Source organism: Ornithinimicrobium pratense, from assembly GCF_008843165.1.
Classification (GTDB): Bacteria; Actinomycetota; Actinomycetes; order Actinomycetales; family Dermatophilaceae; genus Ornithinicoccus; species Ornithinicoccus pratensis.
On record NZ_CP044427.1, the window covers coordinates 2,721,794 to 2,737,873 of the forward strand.

Here is a 16,080-nt window from a genome sequence, read left to right on the forward strand (position 1 = left end):
TCCCGTATGCCGACCGGCGCCTAGGTCGACGGCTCGCGCCCGACCGGCTGTCGCGGCTGCGGCAGCAGCGGCTCTGGCGGCAGCAGGGGACGGGTCACCGGGGCGTCGACGTCCACCTGCACCTGGGTCCCGTCGATGCGCACGGTCACCGGCCCTTCGCCCCGGTGCACGGACACGGTCGTGCCCTCGCGCGTCGTCTCCACACGCAGCAGTGCCCCCCGCCAGGTCAGCTGGTATGCCGTGCGCTCCAGACCGGCGGGCAGGCGCGGGGCGAGCTCCAGCTCGGGCTGGTCATCGCGCAGCCCGCCCAGCCCCTGCACCAGCGCGAGCCAGGACCCGGCGATCGCCGCCAGGTGCAACCCGTCCGCGGTGTCTCCCCGGACGTCGCGTAGGTCTATCAGGGCGCACTCGCGCAGGTAGCGCAGGGCCAGGTCCAGGTGACCGGCGTGGGCGCAGACCACCGACTGGACGGCGGCGGAGAGGGAGGAGTCGCGCACCGTGCGGGCCTCGTAGTAGTCCAGGTTGCTGGCCACCTGCTCGTCGGTGAAGTCCTCCCGGCACCACCACAAGGCCAGCACCAGGTCGGCCTGCTTGAGCACCTGGCGCCGGTAGATCTTGGCGTAGTGGTGGTGCTGCTGCAGCGGGTAGCTGTCCCGGTGCTCCTCGAAGCGCCACTCCCGGTAGGTGGTGAACCCCGTGTTCATCGGGTGCACGCCCAGCCTGTCGTCCCACGGGACGTGCACGCGGCGGGCCGCGTCCCGCCAGCCCTCGACCTCCTCGGCGCCGACCCCCATCTCCTGCGCAAGCCTTGGCTCGTGCGCCACCGCCTCGGCCGCCCGCATCAGGTTGCGGCGGACCATGAGGTTGGTGAAGACGTTGTCGTCGACGACGCCGGTGTACTCGTCCGGGCCGGTCATCCCCAGCAGGTGCCAACCCCCGTCCGCGTCGCGGTGCCCCATCGACATCCACAGCCGCGCGGTCTCCACGAGGATCTCGAAGACCGACAGGTCGCCGAACGGGGAGGCGGTGACGTTGTGGTGCAGCCAGAAGGCGCGGCAGATGTCCGCGTTGACGTGCATCGCCGCCGTGCTGGCGGGCCAGTAGGGCGAGCACTCGTGACCGTCGATGGTGCGCCAGGCGAAAGAGGCCCCCTCCAGGTCCAGCACCCGGGCCCGGTGCCGCGCCTCGTCCAGGGTCCCGGCCCGCCAGCGCAGCAGCTGGGTCGCGGCCTGCGGCCGCAGCAGGCTCAGCGCGGGCACCACGAAGCCCTCCACGTCCCAGAAGGTGTGGCCGTCGTAGCCCAACCCGGTCAGCCCCTTGGCGCCCACCGGGGCCCCGCTGATCCGGGCGGCGGCGCAGAACAGCTGGAAGAGCCCGTAGCGCAGGGCCTGCTGCAGCTCGGGGTCGCCGTCGACCTCGACGTCTGCGCTCTCCCAGAACTCCTCCAGCACCACCCGCTGCTCCTCCAGCAGCGCCTCCCAGCCCCGGTCCAGGGCGCTGGCCACGGCCGCCTCGGCGAGGTCGAGTTGACCGGAGGGCTGCCCGTCCCGCTGCCAGGCGTAGCCGAGCACCTTGGTCAGCACCAGCTCCTCCCCCGTCGCCAGGTCCGCGCTGACCGTCGTGCGGACGGCGTGGTCGCGCAGTTCGGTGCCCTCCACCACGCCACCCTCGACCGCGTGGTCGACGACCGCTGCGGCCGCGATCCCGGACCGGCGCGTGCAGCCTGCCATCCCCCCTCCGGTGCGGTGGTGGTGGTCGGTCATCAGCTCGAACGGTTCGGACAGCGCCTCGGCCACCCGAGGGTCCCCCTTGGTGACGGCAGGCCGGCCCACCATTCGCGCCAGCTCGGAGCGCAGGACCACGTGCGCTGGGCCGTCGACGGCGCGCACGGCATACCGGATCACGCACACCGAACGCTCGGCCAGGGAGACCATCCGCCGGGAGCGTACCTCCAGCATGGTGCCCGACGGCAGCCGCCACCGCACCAGCCGGTCCAGGGTGCCCGCGCGCAGGTCGAGGGTCCGCTCGTGCTGCTCCGGAGGCACCCCGGTCACGTCCAGGGCGGTGCCGTCGGCAACCGTCCTGATCACGGTGCCGTCTGCGACCGAGACCATGGCCTGGCCCTCCTGGGGGTTGCCGTAGCCGCCCTCGGGGTAGGACAGCGGATAGGTCTCGAAGACCCCGGAGCAGTAGGTGCCGCGCAGCTGGCTCGGGGTGTCCTCGTCCAGCGTGCCGCGCACGCCCAGGTAGCCGTTGGACAGGGCGAAGACCGACTCCAAGACCGCCAGTCGGTCCGGCTCGACGTCGATTCGGGGTGCTCGCACCTGCCAGGGGTCGACGTCGAGATCAGCGGCTGTCATGGCTCGTTCCTACCTCCTCGGCGCCCGTCCGGCGACCCGACACGAGAGCCTCCGCAGCTGCACGGAAAGGGGTGCCGGAATGCCAGGGCCCCTGCCGGTCGTTGACCGGTCGATGAGCGGCCCCCTGATCGTCCAGTCCGACAAGACCCTCCTGCTGGAGGTCGACCACCCCGACGCCGAGGCGGCGCGGCGCGACATCGCGCCGTTCGCCGAGCTCGAGCGCGCTCCCGAGCACATCCACACCTACCGGGTGACCCCGCTCGGGCTGTGGAACGCCCGTGCCGCGGGCCACGACGCTGAGCAGGTCGTGCACGCGCTGATCACCCACAGCCGCTACCCGGTGCCGCAGGCGCTGCTGGTCGATATCGCCGAGACGATGGCGCGGTACGGCCGGCTGACCCTGCTCAAGGACCAGGACCGGTTGCTGCTGCGCACCACCGACCGCGCCGTGCTCGCGGAGGTGCTGAGGCACAAGAAGATCAAGCCGTTGACCGCCGAGCGGGTCGACGAGGACACGGTCGTCGTCCACCCCTCCGAGCGCGGGCACCTCAAGCAGGAGCTGCTCAAGGCTGGCTGGCCGGCCGAGGACCTGGCGGGCTACGTCGATGGCGAGGCGCACACCATCGACCTGGACCTGGGCGGGCACGACCAGCTGCCGGCGTGGGAGCTGCGGCCCTACCAGCAGCAGGCCGTCGACGGCTTCTGGGACGGCGGGTCCGGGGTCATTGTCCTGCCCTGCGGAGCGGGTAAGACACTGGTCGGGGCCGGCGCGATGGCCCGCTCGCAGACCACCACCCTCATCCTGGTCACCAACACGGTCAGCGCCCGTCAGTGGCGCGAGGAGCTGCTGCGACGGACCACCCTGACCGAGGACGAGATCGGGGAGTACTCCGGGTCCCGCAAGGAGATCCGCCCGGTGACGATCGCGACCTACCAGGTGCTGACGACGCGCCGCAAGGGCGTCTACACCCACCTCGACCTGTTGGACGCCCGCGACTGGGGCCTGGTCCTCTACGACGAGGTGCACCTGCTGCCAGCCCCGATCTTCCGGATGACCGCCGACCTGCAGGCGCGCCGCCGCCTGGGCCTGACCGCGACGCTGGTGCGTGAGGACGGCCGGGAGTCCGACGTCTTCTCCCTGATCGGTCCCAAGCGCTACGACGCCCCGTGGAAGGACATCGAGGCGCAGGGCTGGATCGCGCCCGCCGACTGCGTCGAGGTGCGGGTCACCATGCCGGAGTCGATGCGGATGGCGTATGCCGTGGCCGAGCCGGACGAGCGCTACCGGTTCGCAGCGTGCGCCCCCGCCAAGGACGCGGTCGTGGACGAGCTCGTCGCCCGCCACGCTGGTGAGCAGACGCTGGTCATCGGCCAGTATCTAGACCAGCTCGAGCAGCTTTCCCAGCGGCTGGACGCGCCGCTCATCACCGGGGAGACCAGCGTGCCGCGGCGCCAGGAGCTGTTCCGCCAGTTCCGCGAGGGCGAGATCTCCCTGCTCGTGGTGAGCAAGGTCGCCAACTTCAGCATCGACCTGCCCGAGGCCTCGGTCGCCATCCAGGTCAGCGGCACCTTCGGCTCCCGCCAGGAAGAGGCCCAACGGCTCGGTCGGGTGTTGCGACCCAAGGGCGACGGGCGCACCGCGCACTTCTACACCGTCGTAGCGCGGGACACCGTGGACGCCGAGTTCGCGGCGCACCGCCAGCGGTTCCTGGCCGAGCAGGGCTACGCCTACCGCATCGTCGACGCCGACGACCTGGGCACGCTGGGTGCGACACCTGCGCGCGACTGAGGTGGGATGGAGGATATGACCTCCTCCTCCCAGCCCACGCACGACACGGTCATCCTCGACGTCGACGGCACCCTGGCCGACACCAACTACCTGCACGCCCTGGCCTGGGCCCGGGCCTTCGACCGCGTCGACCTGCACCCCCCGATGTGGCACCTGCACCGCGCCATCGGCATGGGCGGGGACAAGCTCGTGCCCGCCGTGGCCGGCGACCGTGCCGAGCAGGAGCACGGCGACGCCCTGCGCGAGGCCTGGGAGGAGGAGTATGCCGAGCTGCTGCCGGAGGTGCGGCTGCTCCCCGGTGCCCGGGACCTGGTGATCATGCTGGCCGAGCGGGGGTTGACCGTGGTCCTGGCCTCCTCCGGCAAGGAGCAGTTCACCCAGCACGTCCTGGACCTGCTCGATCTGCCGGAGGGCACGCTGGCGGCCCAGGCCAGCAGCGACGAGGCGGAGAACTCCAAGCCCGCGCCCGATGTCCTCGAGGTGGCGCTGAACAAGGTCGGCGAGGGCTCCGCGCTGCTCGTCGGCGACACCCCCTACGACATCGCGGCGGCGGCGAAGGTCGGCGCCCCGTGCGCGGCGGTCCTCACCGGCGGGTTCGGGGACGATGAGCTGTCCCGGGCAGGGGCCGTGATCGTGGTGGACTCCGCCGCCGCCCTGGTCTCCCTCGATCCCGGGACCTGGGAAGACTTGTTGCACGCCGCCCCTCCGGACTACGCCACCCAGACCTTCTCCCCACTGCCCGCCCAACCGCCCGGCACGGACGGGTGAGCCGTCGCTCGCTCTTACGCCCTCAGCGGACGTCCAGACAGTTTCCAGGCAGCGCGGGCAGAATAGGTGTATGAGCGCCTCCGCCACCGCGCACGAGCCTGAGGCCACCCTGTTGGTGGTCGAGGACGAGACCAACATCCGTGAGCTGCTCACGACGAGCCTTCGCTTCGCCGGGTTCGCCGTGCATGCGGCGCCCGATGGCCGGACGGCCCTGCAGCTGGCCGGCGAGCACGACTTCGACCTGGCCGTGCTCGACATCATGCTGCCGGACATGGACGGGTTCACCGTCACCCGCACCCTCCGCGACCGCGGGGCCGACCTGCCCATCGTCTTCCTCACCGCGCGCGACTCCCTCGATGACAAGGTCAAGGGCCTGACCGTCGGCGGTGACGACTACGTGACCAAGCCGTTCAGCCTGGAGGAGGTCGTGGCCCGGATCCGCGCCGTGCTGCGGCGGACCCGGATGGTCGATGAGGAGGACGGCCACGTGCTGCGCGTCGCGGACCTGGAGCTGGACGAGGACAGCCACGAGGTGCGTCGCGCCGGCAAGGTGATCGAGGTCTCGCCCACCGAGTTCAAGCTGCTGCGCTACCTCATGCTCAACCCGGGCCGGGTGCTGTCCAAGAGCCAGATCCTGGACCACGTCTGGGACTACGACTTCCGCGGCGAGATGAACATCGTCGAGTCCTACATCTCCTACCTGCGCCGCAAGATCGACGTCGTCGGTGAGCCGATGATCCACACCAAGCGCGGCGTCGGCTACGTCCTGCGGGCCCCGCGTCCGGCCTGACCAGCGGCTGACTACGTTCCTCGCCCAGATGCCGTGATCTCCAGCCTGCGCCGGTTCGCGTACGCCCGCCTGCACGGGCTGTCGCTGACGAGACGGCTGGTGGCGGTGGTGGTGCTCATGGTGCTCGCGGCCTACGTGCTCACCACCTCGGTCACCATGATGATGATGCGGGGCTACCTGGTCGACCGCATCGACGAGGATCTGATCAACTACAGCCAGCCGCTGGCGGACGACGCGTATACGGCCATCCTCGCCACCGCCGGCCGGAGCACCCTGAACCGCCTGCAGCCCCTCATCCCGCCCAGCCCGTACTACGTCATCCCGCCCAGCCCCTACTACGTGCTGGTGACGCCCGCCGACAACAGCGCGCCGCCGATCGCGCTGATCTATCCGCAGGTGCAGTCCGTTCCACCCGACCTGCAGCGCATCGAGCCCGGTGACCAGCGGCTCGGCGAGCCGTTCACCGCGCCAGCCGGCGACGACGACGGGGCCTGGCGGGTGCTGGCCCGCACCGCAATCAACCCCTCGGGACAGGTCGTCGGCACCGTTGCGGTGGCGCTGCCGCTGGACACCACGGAGAGCACGGTGCGCCGGCTGGCGGTCATCATCACCGTCATCGGACTCACCACGCTGGTGCTGGTCGGGGTCCTCGGGTTCTTCGCCGTGCGCCGCGCCTTCCGGCCGCTGACCCGGATCGAGGACACAGCCGCGGCCATCGCGGCCGGTGACCTGTCGCGGCGGGTTCCGCCTGGCGGAGCCCGGGATGAGGTCGCCTCGCTCTCGGAGTCGGTCAACGCCATGCTTGCCCAGATCGAGCAGTCGTTCGCGGTGCGGGAGGCCTCCGAGCAGCGCATGCGCGACTTCGTGGCGGACGCCTCGCACGAGCTGCGCACCCCGCTGGCGACCGTCAAGGGGTATGCCGAGCTGCACCGGTTCGGCGCGATGACGGACTCCGAGGACGTGGCCAGCGCGATGCGCCGAATCGAGGGTGAGGCCACCCGGATGACCGCGCTCGTCGAGGACCTGCTCACCCTGACCCGGTGGGACAGCCAACCCACGATGTCCCCCACCCGGGTGGACCTGACCGTACTGGCCTCCGACGTCGTGCAGGATGCAATCGTGCGCGCGCCGGACCGTCGGGTGACGCTGGTGCCACTGACGCCGTCGGCCCGGGGTGCAGCCGACGAGCCCCCGGCACCGGTGGTGGTGGGTGAGGACGGTGCGCTGCGCCAGGTGCTGACCAACCTGGTGGCCAACGCGCTGGCGCACACCCCCGCCGGCACACCGGTCCAGGTGGCGGTGGGCCGTGAGGGCGACCGGGTGGTCGTGGAGGTGCGCGACCACGGCACCGGCCTGGGGCCGGATGCGGCCGAGCGCGTCTTCGAGCGTTTCTACCGCGCGGACAAGTCCCGTAGCCGCGCCTCTGGGGGCACCGGGCTGGGCCTGGCGATCGTCGCCGCGATCGTGGGCCGGCACCGGGGAAGCGTGCGCTACGTCCCGACCCCGGGCGGCGGGGCTACCTTCCGGGTTGAGCTGCCTGCTGCGGCGCCGACACAGTCGGACGACAGCGACTAGATCGACGCTGGGCCCTGGGGGCCTCGGGTGCTTCCGTCTGGCCGGCCCCCGGTCGGCATCTTGACCGGGCGGGCCTCGTCTGGCGGGAGGTCACTGTTCTTGGTCGTTGGGGGTGTCTTGGGTGGGGATGTTGAGGAGGTCGTCGACGGTGGGGGTTTCGGGGTGGGGGCCGGTGCGGGTGTGGCCGGTGTCGGGGTGGGTGTGGGTGAGCTGGACCCAGGCTTCGTCGCGGAGGGCGGTGCGGTCGCCTGCTCGGTGGAGGTGTCGTTGGTGTTGGGTCTCGTGGGCGTAGACGGCGTGGGAGGCGAGGTCTCGGCGTTGGTCGAGGTCTTCGGGGTGGGTGGTGTGCAGGTATTGGTTGTAGTCGTGGACGCGGGTGGAGCGGTGTTGGTTGAGCAGGGTGGTGAAGGTCAGGTCCCGGCGGGTGCCGATGGTGATCTTCCAGTGGCCGAGGGTTTTCTGGTGGTGGGTGCGTTTGTCGAGGGCGGCGAGGTTGGTCTCGGTGGTGGTGCCGCCGGGGGTGGCGTAGGGGGTGACGTGGTCGATCTGTAGGGCTTGGCCGGTGAGGCGGGAGCCGGGGGCTCGGGAGTACAGGTCGGCGGCCAGGACCTGGCGGCGCAGGTCGGTGTCGGGCCGGTAGGTGGTGATGGTGCGTTCGATCAGGCGCCCGTCGGCGGGGTCGGTCAGCAACCGGTGCAGCGTCGTGCCGGGTAGTAGGACCAGCTCTCGGGCGTGCCCGGGGGTCAGGAACATGGGGTGGGAACCGATCAGCTCCCCGACCAGGCCCCGACCCGGCGGCTCCCGACCCAACAACGGCGAGTCCGAGGATCCACGCGCCGGCAGGGGTTCACGCCCGGGCAGGGGTTCGCGATCTGGTGCTGGTGCTGGCGCTGCTTCGTCTGGTGGTTCTTGGCCTGCCTGCTGATTCTCCGGTGGTGGCCCGTCGTCGGGTGGGGTGGCCCAGGGTGGAGGACTGCTGCTGGCGCGGCCGGCTTGGCCCCACGGGGTCACCGGGTTCGCATCGTCAGGCTGGAGATCGTGCAGCAGGTCCGTGCCGTCCGTGCAGTCTGTGCTGCTGGTGTAGCCCTCACCGTCCGTGCTGGCGCCGCTGGTGTCGTCGGTGCCGGTGCCGGTGCCGGTGCCGGTGTTGGGGTGGCTGGTGGTGGGGTGGATGTGTTGGGCGCAGGCGGGGCAGAGGGGTAGCCCGGTTTTGAGGGCGTCGACGGGGATGATGATCTGGGCGTGGATCTTGGGTTGGGCGTGCACGACGGCGATGAGCTCGGCCAGGCGTTCGGGGGTCAGCACCTCATCCAGCACCTCATCCACAGCGTCCACGTCGATGTTGGGCAGGTTCAGGGTGCCGTGCAGGTGCAGGGCGGCGGCGAGGTCGAACCGTAACTGGGACAGGGTCCGGTCTTCCCCGGCCGCGCGTAGGGCCCGGGCGGCGGTGTCGAGGCGGTGGCGGATACCGGCGATGGTGACGGCCGGCCCGGTCAGGGTCAGGGTGGCGGTGCCGTCATCGTGCAGGCGGACCTGGACGCGGCGGTTGGCGTAGGCACGACGCCGCCGGGAGGCATCGGCGTCGGGGTCTTGGCCGGTGCAGGCGGTGATCTCCCGCGCCAACGCCGCCTGGTAGGGGTGGTGCGCCCACACCGTGTCCGTATCGAGCTCACCGTCGGGGTCGAACCGTTCCGTACAGGCCAGGGCCGGGTCGGTCCCGAACAGGGCATAGGCCACCAGCAGCCGCTGGTCGGACGTGAGGCGAGCAGCATGAGTGCGTTCCCAGAACGTCTTGACCTGCACCCAACGGGTCTGCCCGCGACGTAGCGCACCCAGCAGCATCGAACGGAGCTCGCCGCCGGTGGTGGCGACAGCGAGCAGGGTCTGGGCCTCAGCGGTACTGGTGCCAGTGGCCAGTTCCAGCTCCATCACCGCCACGTCCCGCACGGCAGCGTCCACGCTGCGGCGGGTCGCCGGGGACAGCGTCACACCGGTGAGACCGCGCCGGTCCAGGACCCGGGCCCGGCACTCACCCAGCACTTCCGCAGCCGCTTGCAGCAGGTCTGCTTCCACCACGCTGCGGGCCCGGGCAGCAGCATCCACCGCCACCACCGACTCATGCGCCCCCACCACCGCCTCGGTCCCGGCGACGGCGTCGGCGTCGGCGTCGGTGGCCGGGGCCTCGAGCTCGACCTGGATCCTGACCCACGCCGGGGCAGGGGTGGCCACCCGCAACCCGAACCGGGCCCGCCGCTCCGCCAACGCCGCCAGGCCAGACGCGGTCAGGACACCCAGGTCACCCAGCTGGGCATAGTCGACCAGCCACTGCTCCAACGCCGAGCACCCCTCCGGCTGCCCAGGCTGTGCCGTTGACTGTGGTGTGTCCATCGCGTCCCTCTCCCCGGCGACCACGGCTTCGTCCTACACACCATACTAGCACAAGTGTTCGAGAAGGAGGAAGGGTTGTGGACACCCTTCTTGCCGATCTAGACCACGGCCTCCAGGAACTTCTGGGTCCGCTCGTGGCGGGGGTTGGTGAACATCTCGTCAGGCGAGGCCTCCTCGATGATCCGGCCGCCGTCGAACATCATCACCCGCTGCGAGACGTCCCGGGCGAACTGCATCTCGTGGGTGACGATGAGCATGGTGATATCGGTGTTGGCCGCCACATCCTCCAGGACGCCAAGCACCTCGCCGACCAGCTCGGGGTCCAGCGCCGAGGTGACCTCGTCCAGCAGCAGGATCTCCGGGTCCATGGCCAGCGCCCGGGCGATCGCCACCCGCTGCTGCTGACCGCCGGAGAGCTCGGTCGGATGAGCGTCGGCCCGGTGCCGCAGCCCGACCCGGTCCAGCAGGGAGTGGGCCTTCTCCCTGGCCTCCTCCTCGGTAAGGCCAAGGACGTGGACCGGCGCCTCCGTGATGTTCTGCAGCACGTTCATGTTCGGGAACAGGTTGAACTGCTGGAAGACCATGCCGATCCGTTTGCGCACCTGCGAGACCTCCCGCGGCTTGAGCTCCACGCGCTTGTCACCGCGCCGGTCATGGGTCAGCGGCTCGCCGTCGATCCAGATGTAGCCGCCGGACAGTCGCTCCAGCGTCATCACCAGCCGCAGGATCGTGGTTTTCCCCGATCCCGAGGGGCCGATCAGGGTGACGCGCTCGCCGCGGTCCACCGAGAAGTTGAGGTCCTTGAGCACGGTGGTCCGGCCGAACTTCTTCAGCACGTCCTCGAAGCGGATCCGTGGCTGGCCGTTGACGTTCGTGGCGCCTTCGGTGGATCGTGCTGGGTCGGTGGGGATGGGGTCAGTAGGCAAGTCTCTTCTCCAGCTTTCGCATGAGGATCGCGGTCGGGTAGCTGGCCACCAGGAACAGGATGCCGGCCACGGTGAAGGCCTCGATGTAGGTGAAGTGGCGTCCGCCGAACTGGCGGGCCTCAGTGACCATCTCCGGCACGGAGATGAAGATCAGAAACGGGGTGTCCTTGAACATCGCGATCGCCCAGTTGCCCAGCGAGGGCAGGGTGTTGCGGATGGCCTGCGGCAGGATGACCGCCCGCCAGGTGCGCCTCTGCGGCAGCGACAGCGCGGTCGCGGCCTCCCACTGGCCCTTGCCGATCGACTCGATCCCTGACCGGTAGGACTCGGCCATGTAGGTGGAGTAGTGGATCCCGATGACCACGACCCCGACGGTCATCGCGCTCATCGCGGGGAAGCCGTGGTAGACGATCAGGAGGTGAACCGGCAGCGGGGTCATCCGGATGAAGTCCAGCACCCAGCCCAAGGGTCGGGCGATCCAGGCTGGCAGCTCGCGCTGGCCGATGGCCCAGACCAGCCCTAGGACGGCCGCGATGAACGACCCCAGGACCGTGACCACGAGGGTGATCTCCAGAAAGGCCCGGAGCAGGATCGGGAACGCCTCGAGAAAGAGCTCGGTCTCCCACATCAGCGGCCGCCCTGCTTCCGGTCGGCGTCCTCATCCGCGCCCGGCGCGGTCCCCAAGCCGCCTCCCATACCGGTCGACCCGCCGGCGGCGGCCGCCCCGGCCATTGCCCTGTCGGCCTGCGTCCTGGCCTTCGCCAGCTGGGCGTCGCGCAGGCCAAGCTTGCGCTGCGCGTGCCGCTCCATGCGACGCAGCACGGTGGAGACGACCAGCGCGATCAGGAAGTAGAGGATGAGGACAGCCAGGTAGGCCGGCCAGGTGCCGTAGAGACGCCGGGCCCGGTCAGCCTCGAAGGTGAGGTCGGCCATCAGCACCAGGCTGACGACCGCGGTGCCCTTGACGAGCATGACCAGCAGGTTGTTGAAGCCGGGCAGTATCAGCGCCCAGGCCTGGGGCCAGATGACGCGGCGCATTGTGGTCGTCCACGACATCGACAGCGCGGTGCTGGTCTCCCACTGGCCCTTGGGCACAGCGTTGAGGGAGCCCCGCACGATCTCGGCACCGTAGGCGCCGTAGTTGAGCCCGAGGGCCGCGATCGCGGCCCCGGTGGAGCCCAGGTCGAAACCGGTCAGCGCCGGGAGGACGTAGAAGAGGAAGAAGAGCTGGACGACGAGGCTGGTGCCCCGGAACAGCTCCACGATGACGCGGGCGACCCCGCGCAGCCAGGCAGGCCCCTGGTGCAGGGAGAGCCCGAGGATGACGGCTACGACGACCGTCACCAGGGCCCCGCCGCCGAAGGCGGTGAGGGTGGCCAGCAGCCCCTCCCTCACCAGCCGTGGCAGCACCTCGCCGATGTCGGCGAGAAGATCGATCACGGCAGGGGTCGGCTCAGTTGTCCGCCTGGAGCGCCTCGTTGGCCGCCTCCAGGTCACCCTCGCACAGCATCTCGGTGGTCAGGCCCGACGGCGGGCGCTCGGCGTCAGTAAAGCCGAACTCGCCGACGATCGACTCGAACCGCTCCGGGTCGCCCACGATGTTGGCCAGCTCCTCGTTGTAGGCCTCGAGCAGCTCGGTGTCGTCCGGTCGGAAGACGGTGGCTCCGGCGCTGACCTGGGCCACGCCGTCCACCTCAGCCACGAAGGCGTCGGTGGCCTCTAGCCCGGGGTTCTGCTCGGCCAGCGCGTTCATGGTGATCGCGGTCAGCGTGAAGGCGTCGGCGCGGCCGCTGCTGACCGCGTCCATACCGTCGGTCGAGGAGTTGACGGTCATCGTGTTCTCCAGACCCATCTCCTCGGCGTAACCCTGCTCGATGGCTCCGGACTGCACCGCCAGGACGGCGTCGGAGTCCTCGAATGAGGACAGGTCGGTCAGACCCTCGGGGTTGCCCTCGGGGACCAGCAGCGCGGTGGTGTACATGAGGCTGGGGTGGGAGAAGGCGGCGCGCGCGCAGCGGTCCGGCAGGATCGACATCCCGGCCGACACCGAGTCGTAGGAGCCGCGGTTGAGGCCAGGGATCAGCGCGTCCCACTCGACGAGCTGACCGTTGACCTCCTCGATGCCAAGGGCGGCATAGATCTCCCGGTCCAGTGCGATGGTCGCGCCGGTGAGCTCACCGTTCTCATCCTCGTAGCTGTAGGGGACCTCGCCAGCGAACGCGACGGTGATCGACCCCTCCTCGCGCAGGCGCTCCAGCGTGGAGCCGGCCTCGCCGTCCCCGTCGCCGTCGCCGTTGTCACCGCAGGCGGCGAGCAGCAGGGAGGCCACCGAGACGGTGGCGAGCGTAGTGATCTTGAGATTGGCCATGGTGGATCAGGTCCTTTCGGTTGGACGAGGCACATGCCTCCTACACCGCATGCGTGGGTACGCCGCAGGCAACACATCGCCCCGATTGGACAGTAGTGACGAGGTCTCGAACATAGCCAGAGCCGAGGGTGAACCTCAATTGCCGGTCACGGATTGGGGCGAATCGCTGTCATTCGTTACGCCATCGATACCGTTCCGAGATCCTGTCGTGATCAGCCGCACCATGATCGGGCGCTGGCAGTGCCGGCCCACAACCCTGCCCATGTCGGCCTGACTCTCCCAGGGAAGACTCAGTCAATCATCAGGAAGCATGGACCCGCGAGGTGTTGAATAGGGCGTATGACCAGCAGCCCGCCCGACCCGACACGCGCCGACCTGGCACACCCCACCGCGCCGCATACCCCTGCCCCGGGAGCACCGCAGACCGCCTCGACTCGCGGACGCCGGGCGGGTCGCCGGCCGTTCACCGACCTGCTGGCGGTCGGCTTCCTCTCGGCGGCGCTGGCCACCGGCGGCACCTACGCCGCGGTGCGGATCGGGGAGAGCGTCGAGGATGACAGCCCGGGGGTCGTGCAGAGCGACTCCCCCGCCGACGCGCCAGCGCTCACCGCGGAGCCTGCCACGGACACCACGGACGCCGAGTCCGACGGCGCCCCGTCGCCGACCGCGCAGGGCGACTGGGCAGCAGTGGCGCAGGCGATCTCCCCCGGCGTGGTCTCCATCGCGGTGCTGGGCCAGCAGGGGCAGGGGTCCGGTTCGGGGGTGGTCTGGGACAGCGACGGCCACGTGGTGACCAACGCCCACGTCGTCGAGGGCGCCCGGCTGGTCGAGGTGACGCTGGCCGACGGGCGGACCTACGCCGCGGAGGTGGTGGGCAGTGACACGGCGAGCGACCTGGCTGTGGTCCGGCTGCAGACCGTCCCAGATGACCTGACGCCGCTCGACGTGGGCGCCGCCTCGGAGGTGGCGGTGGGCGACCCGGTGATGGCCATCGGGAACCCGTTGGGCCTGTCCGGGACAGTCACCACCGGCATCGTCAGTGCGTTGGACCGGCCGGTCAGCACCCGTTCGGCCGGGTCGACCCCAGGCGCCCCGTCGGTCCCGGTGGTAACCAACGCCATCCAGACCTCCGCGGCGATCAACCCGGGCAACTCCGGCGGCGCCCTCGTCAACGCGGCCGGCGAGCTGATCGGCATCAACAGCGCGATCGCCACACTTTCCCAAGGACCCGAAGGACAGGGCGGATCCATCGGCATCGGCTTTGCCATCCCCTCTGATGCCGCCCAGCGGGTCGCCGACCAGCTCATCACCACCGGCCGGGCCAGCCACGCCTTCCTTGGAGTCGGGCTCTCCGACGGCCGGAGCGAGGTGGACGGGGCCATCCTGTCCGGGGCACAGGTGGAGCAGGTGGAGCCCGGCTCCCCCGCCGACGAGGCCGGGCTGCAGCGGGGTGACCTGGTCACCGCGGTCGACGGGGACCGGGTGTCGAACGCGACGGCCCTGGTCGGTCAGGTCCGGGAGCGCGGCGCCGACGACACCGCCACGCTCACCATCGTGCGCGACGGCGCCACTCAGGAGGCCCCCGTCACCTTCGCCGCGCGCCCCGACGAGGGCTGAGCCGCGCGAGGGGGTCTCGGCGCCGGTTGATACCTTGACGCAACGGCGCCCGCTCACCGGCGTCACCGTGAGCAGGCAGGCAACGACAAGGAGTGTCCCGGTGCGGATCGCGATCTTCACCGAGGTCTTCCTGCCCAAGGTCGACGGCGTCGTCACCCGACTGCAGCGCACCCTGGAGGAGCTGGAACAGCTCGGGCACGAAGCCATCGTCTTCGCTCCCGGTCACCCGCCGCGGCGCTTCGGGGTCCACCAGGTCTTCCCGGTCAGGTCGGTGTCTTTCCGGCCCTGGTACCCCGAGATCCGGGTCGGCCTGCCCACCGGCCGGATCGGCAGGGAGATGCACGCCTTCCGTCCGGACGTGGTGCACGCGGTCAACCCGGTCTGGCTCGCGGCATACGGTGTGCTCTCGGCCCGCCGGCGCAACCTGCCGCTGCTGGCCAGCTTCCACACCGACGTGCCGACCTATGCCACCAAGCTCGGCCTCTCCCTGCTCCGGGCGCCCTCGCAAGCCTGGATCGTCCATCTGCACAACCTGGCCGACGTCAACCTGTGCCCCTCCCCCCAGCTCGTGGACTGGGCGCTCTCCGCAGGGGTGCACGAGATCGGCCTGTGGCCCAAGGCGGTCGACACGGTCGGCTACCACCCGTCCCACCGCACCCAGCAGATGCGCGAGCGGCTCACCGGGGGTCACCCGGAGGCGCCGCTGCTGCTCTACGTGGGTCGACTCTCCCGCGAGAAGGATCTGGACCAGCTGCTCGAGCCGGTCCGGCGCCTGGCCCAGCACGGGGTCCGCGTGGCCATGGTCGGGTCGGGCCCGGCCAAGGCTGAGCTGGAGCGGGCCTTCGCGGGCACACCGACGGTGTTCACCGGCTACCTAGCCGGCGAGGAGCTGGCCCAGGCCTTTGCCTCCGCCGACGTCTTCGCCTTCCCCTCGACCACCGACACGCTGGGGCTGGTCGGGCTGGAGGCGATGGCCAGCGGGGTGCCGGTCGTGGGTGCGGACGCCGGCGGCATCCCCTTCGTGGTCCAGGACGGCGTGACCGGTTATCTGGTGCAGCCGGGCGACACCGACGGCTGGACCGACCGGCTGAGGCACCTGCTGCTGGACCCGCAGGCCCGGCAACAGATGTCCCAGGCTGCCCGCGCGGAGGCTGAGCGCTACTCCTGGCGCACGGCCACCGAGTCGGTCGTGGAGTCCTACCAGCTGGCGATCGAGCGTCAGCAGGACCGGCCCAAGACGCCCAAGCCGCTCCGGGTCGTCCGCAAACCCTGAGCCTGGGACTGTCCGGCCTCAGCGCCGCTGAAGCAATCCCTCAAGCACGCTGGCTTCCCATCATCGCGTCGCCGGCGGTGGGGATGAAGATGCGTCCTGCCTCGCGCGCCACCCGCAGGGCCGGACCGTGCCGTGCCGTGCCGCCGGCCAGGATGACCAGGTCGCCGCGGGCATCCGATCGCCGGGCGCGCAGGGTGTAACCTCGTCCCCCGCCCCCCTCGCTCAC

At 70.6% G+C, this 16,080-nt stretch carries 13 protein-coding genes; 6 read left to right on the top strand and 7 right to left on the bottom strand.

Going from position 1 to position 16,080, the window contains the following annotated elements; translation table 11 throughout:
• Positions 1-20: 20 nt before the first annotated feature.
• Positions 21-2,360 (bottom strand): glycoside hydrolase family 65 protein, encoded by a 2,340-nt coding sequence (locus FY030_RS12540; protein WP_158061796.1) that lies wholly within the window; start codon positions 2,358-2,360, stop codon positions 21-23.
• 112 nt (positions 2,361-2,472) lie between these two features.
• On the opposite strand from FY030_RS12540, the gene FY030_RS12545 reads away from it, so the two are divergent.
• The 4 genes from FY030_RS12545 to FY030_RS12560 all read left to right on the top strand — a co-directional run bounded on the left by FY030_RS12545 (position 2,473) and on the right by FY030_RS12560 (position 7,282).
• Positions 2,473-4,149: a DNA repair helicase XPB gene (locus FY030_RS12545; protein ID WP_158062819.1), complete on the top strand. Its 1,677-nt coding sequence runs from the start codon at positions 2,473-2,475 to the stop codon at positions 4,147-4,149.
• Between the two features lie 15 nt (positions 4,150-4,164).
• Complete coding sequence (locus FY030_RS12550) at positions 4,165-4,917, top strand: HAD family hydrolase (protein ID WP_238348265.1); 753 nt, start codon at positions 4,165-4,167, stop codon at positions 4,915-4,917.
• Positions 4,918-4,987: 70 nt separating this feature from the next.
• Positions 4,988-5,707, top strand: a complete 720-nt coding sequence (locus tag FY030_RS12555) for a response regulator transcription factor (protein WP_158061798.1) — start codon at positions 4,988-4,990, stop codon at positions 5,705-5,707.
• A gap of 33 nt (positions 5,708-5,740) precedes the next feature.
• Positions 5,741-7,282, top strand: coding sequence for a sensor histidine kinase (locus FY030_RS12560; protein WP_158061799.1), 1,542 nt, complete (start codon positions 5,741-5,743; stop codon positions 7,280-7,282).
• 90 nt (positions 7,283-7,372) lie between these two features.
• Here FY030_RS12560 and FY030_RS12565 read toward each other — a convergent pair whose 3' ends face one another.
• The 5 genes from FY030_RS12565 to FY030_RS12585 all read right to left on the bottom strand — a co-directional run bounded on the left by FY030_RS12565 (position 7,373) and on the right by FY030_RS12585 (position 12,964).
• On the bottom strand, positions 7,373-9,670 hold the full coding sequence (locus FY030_RS12565) for an HNH endonuclease (RefSeq protein WP_158061800.1): 2,298 nt from the start codon (positions 9,668-9,670) through the stop codon (positions 7,373-7,375).
• Between the two features lie 98 nt (positions 9,671-9,768).
• Positions 9,769-10,596, bottom strand: a complete 828-nt coding sequence (gene ehuA / locus FY030_RS12570) for an ectoine/hydroxyectoine ABC transporter ATP-binding protein EhuA (protein WP_420371859.1) — start codon at positions 10,594-10,596, stop codon at positions 9,769-9,771.
• Positions 10,586-11,224, bottom strand: a complete 639-nt coding sequence (ehuD, locus tag FY030_RS12575; RefSeq protein WP_158061801.1) for an ectoine/hydroxyectoine ABC transporter permease subunit EhuD — start codon at positions 11,222-11,224, stop codon at positions 10,586-10,588. Before ehuD ends, ehuA begins: the two co-directional genes overlap by 11 nt.
• Positions 11,224-12,036, bottom strand: coding sequence for an amino acid ABC transporter permease (locus FY030_RS12580; RefSeq protein WP_158061802.1), 813 nt, complete (start codon positions 12,034-12,036; stop codon positions 11,224-11,226). Before FY030_RS12580 ends, ehuD begins: the two co-directional genes overlap by 1 nt.
• A gap of 13 nt (positions 12,037-12,049) precedes the next feature.
• Entirely contained in the window at positions 12,050-12,964 is a 915-nt protein-coding gene (locus FY030_RS12585) for a transporter substrate-binding domain-containing protein (protein WP_158061803.1), read from the bottom strand.
• 339 nt (positions 12,965-13,303) lie between these two features.
• Here FY030_RS12585 and FY030_RS12590 point away from each other — a divergent pair, with 339 nt between their 5' ends.
• A complete protein-coding gene (locus tag FY030_RS12590) occupies positions 13,304-14,581 on the top strand; it encodes a S1C family serine protease (RefSeq protein ID WP_238348274.1) in 1,278 nt (425 codons plus the stop codon).
• Positions 14,582-14,681: 100 nt separating this feature from the next.
• Positions 14,682-15,854 (top strand): glycosyltransferase family 4 protein, encoded by a 1,173-nt coding sequence (locus FY030_RS12595; protein WP_158061804.1) that lies wholly within the window; start codon positions 14,682-14,684, stop codon positions 15,852-15,854.
• 40 nt (positions 15,855-15,894) lie between these two features.
• On the opposite strand, the gene FY030_RS12600 is transcribed toward FY030_RS12595, so the two are convergent.
• Positions 15,895-16,080, bottom strand: a complete 186-nt coding sequence (locus tag FY030_RS12600; RefSeq protein WP_158061805.1) for a hypothetical protein — start codon at positions 16,078-16,080, stop codon at positions 15,895-15,897.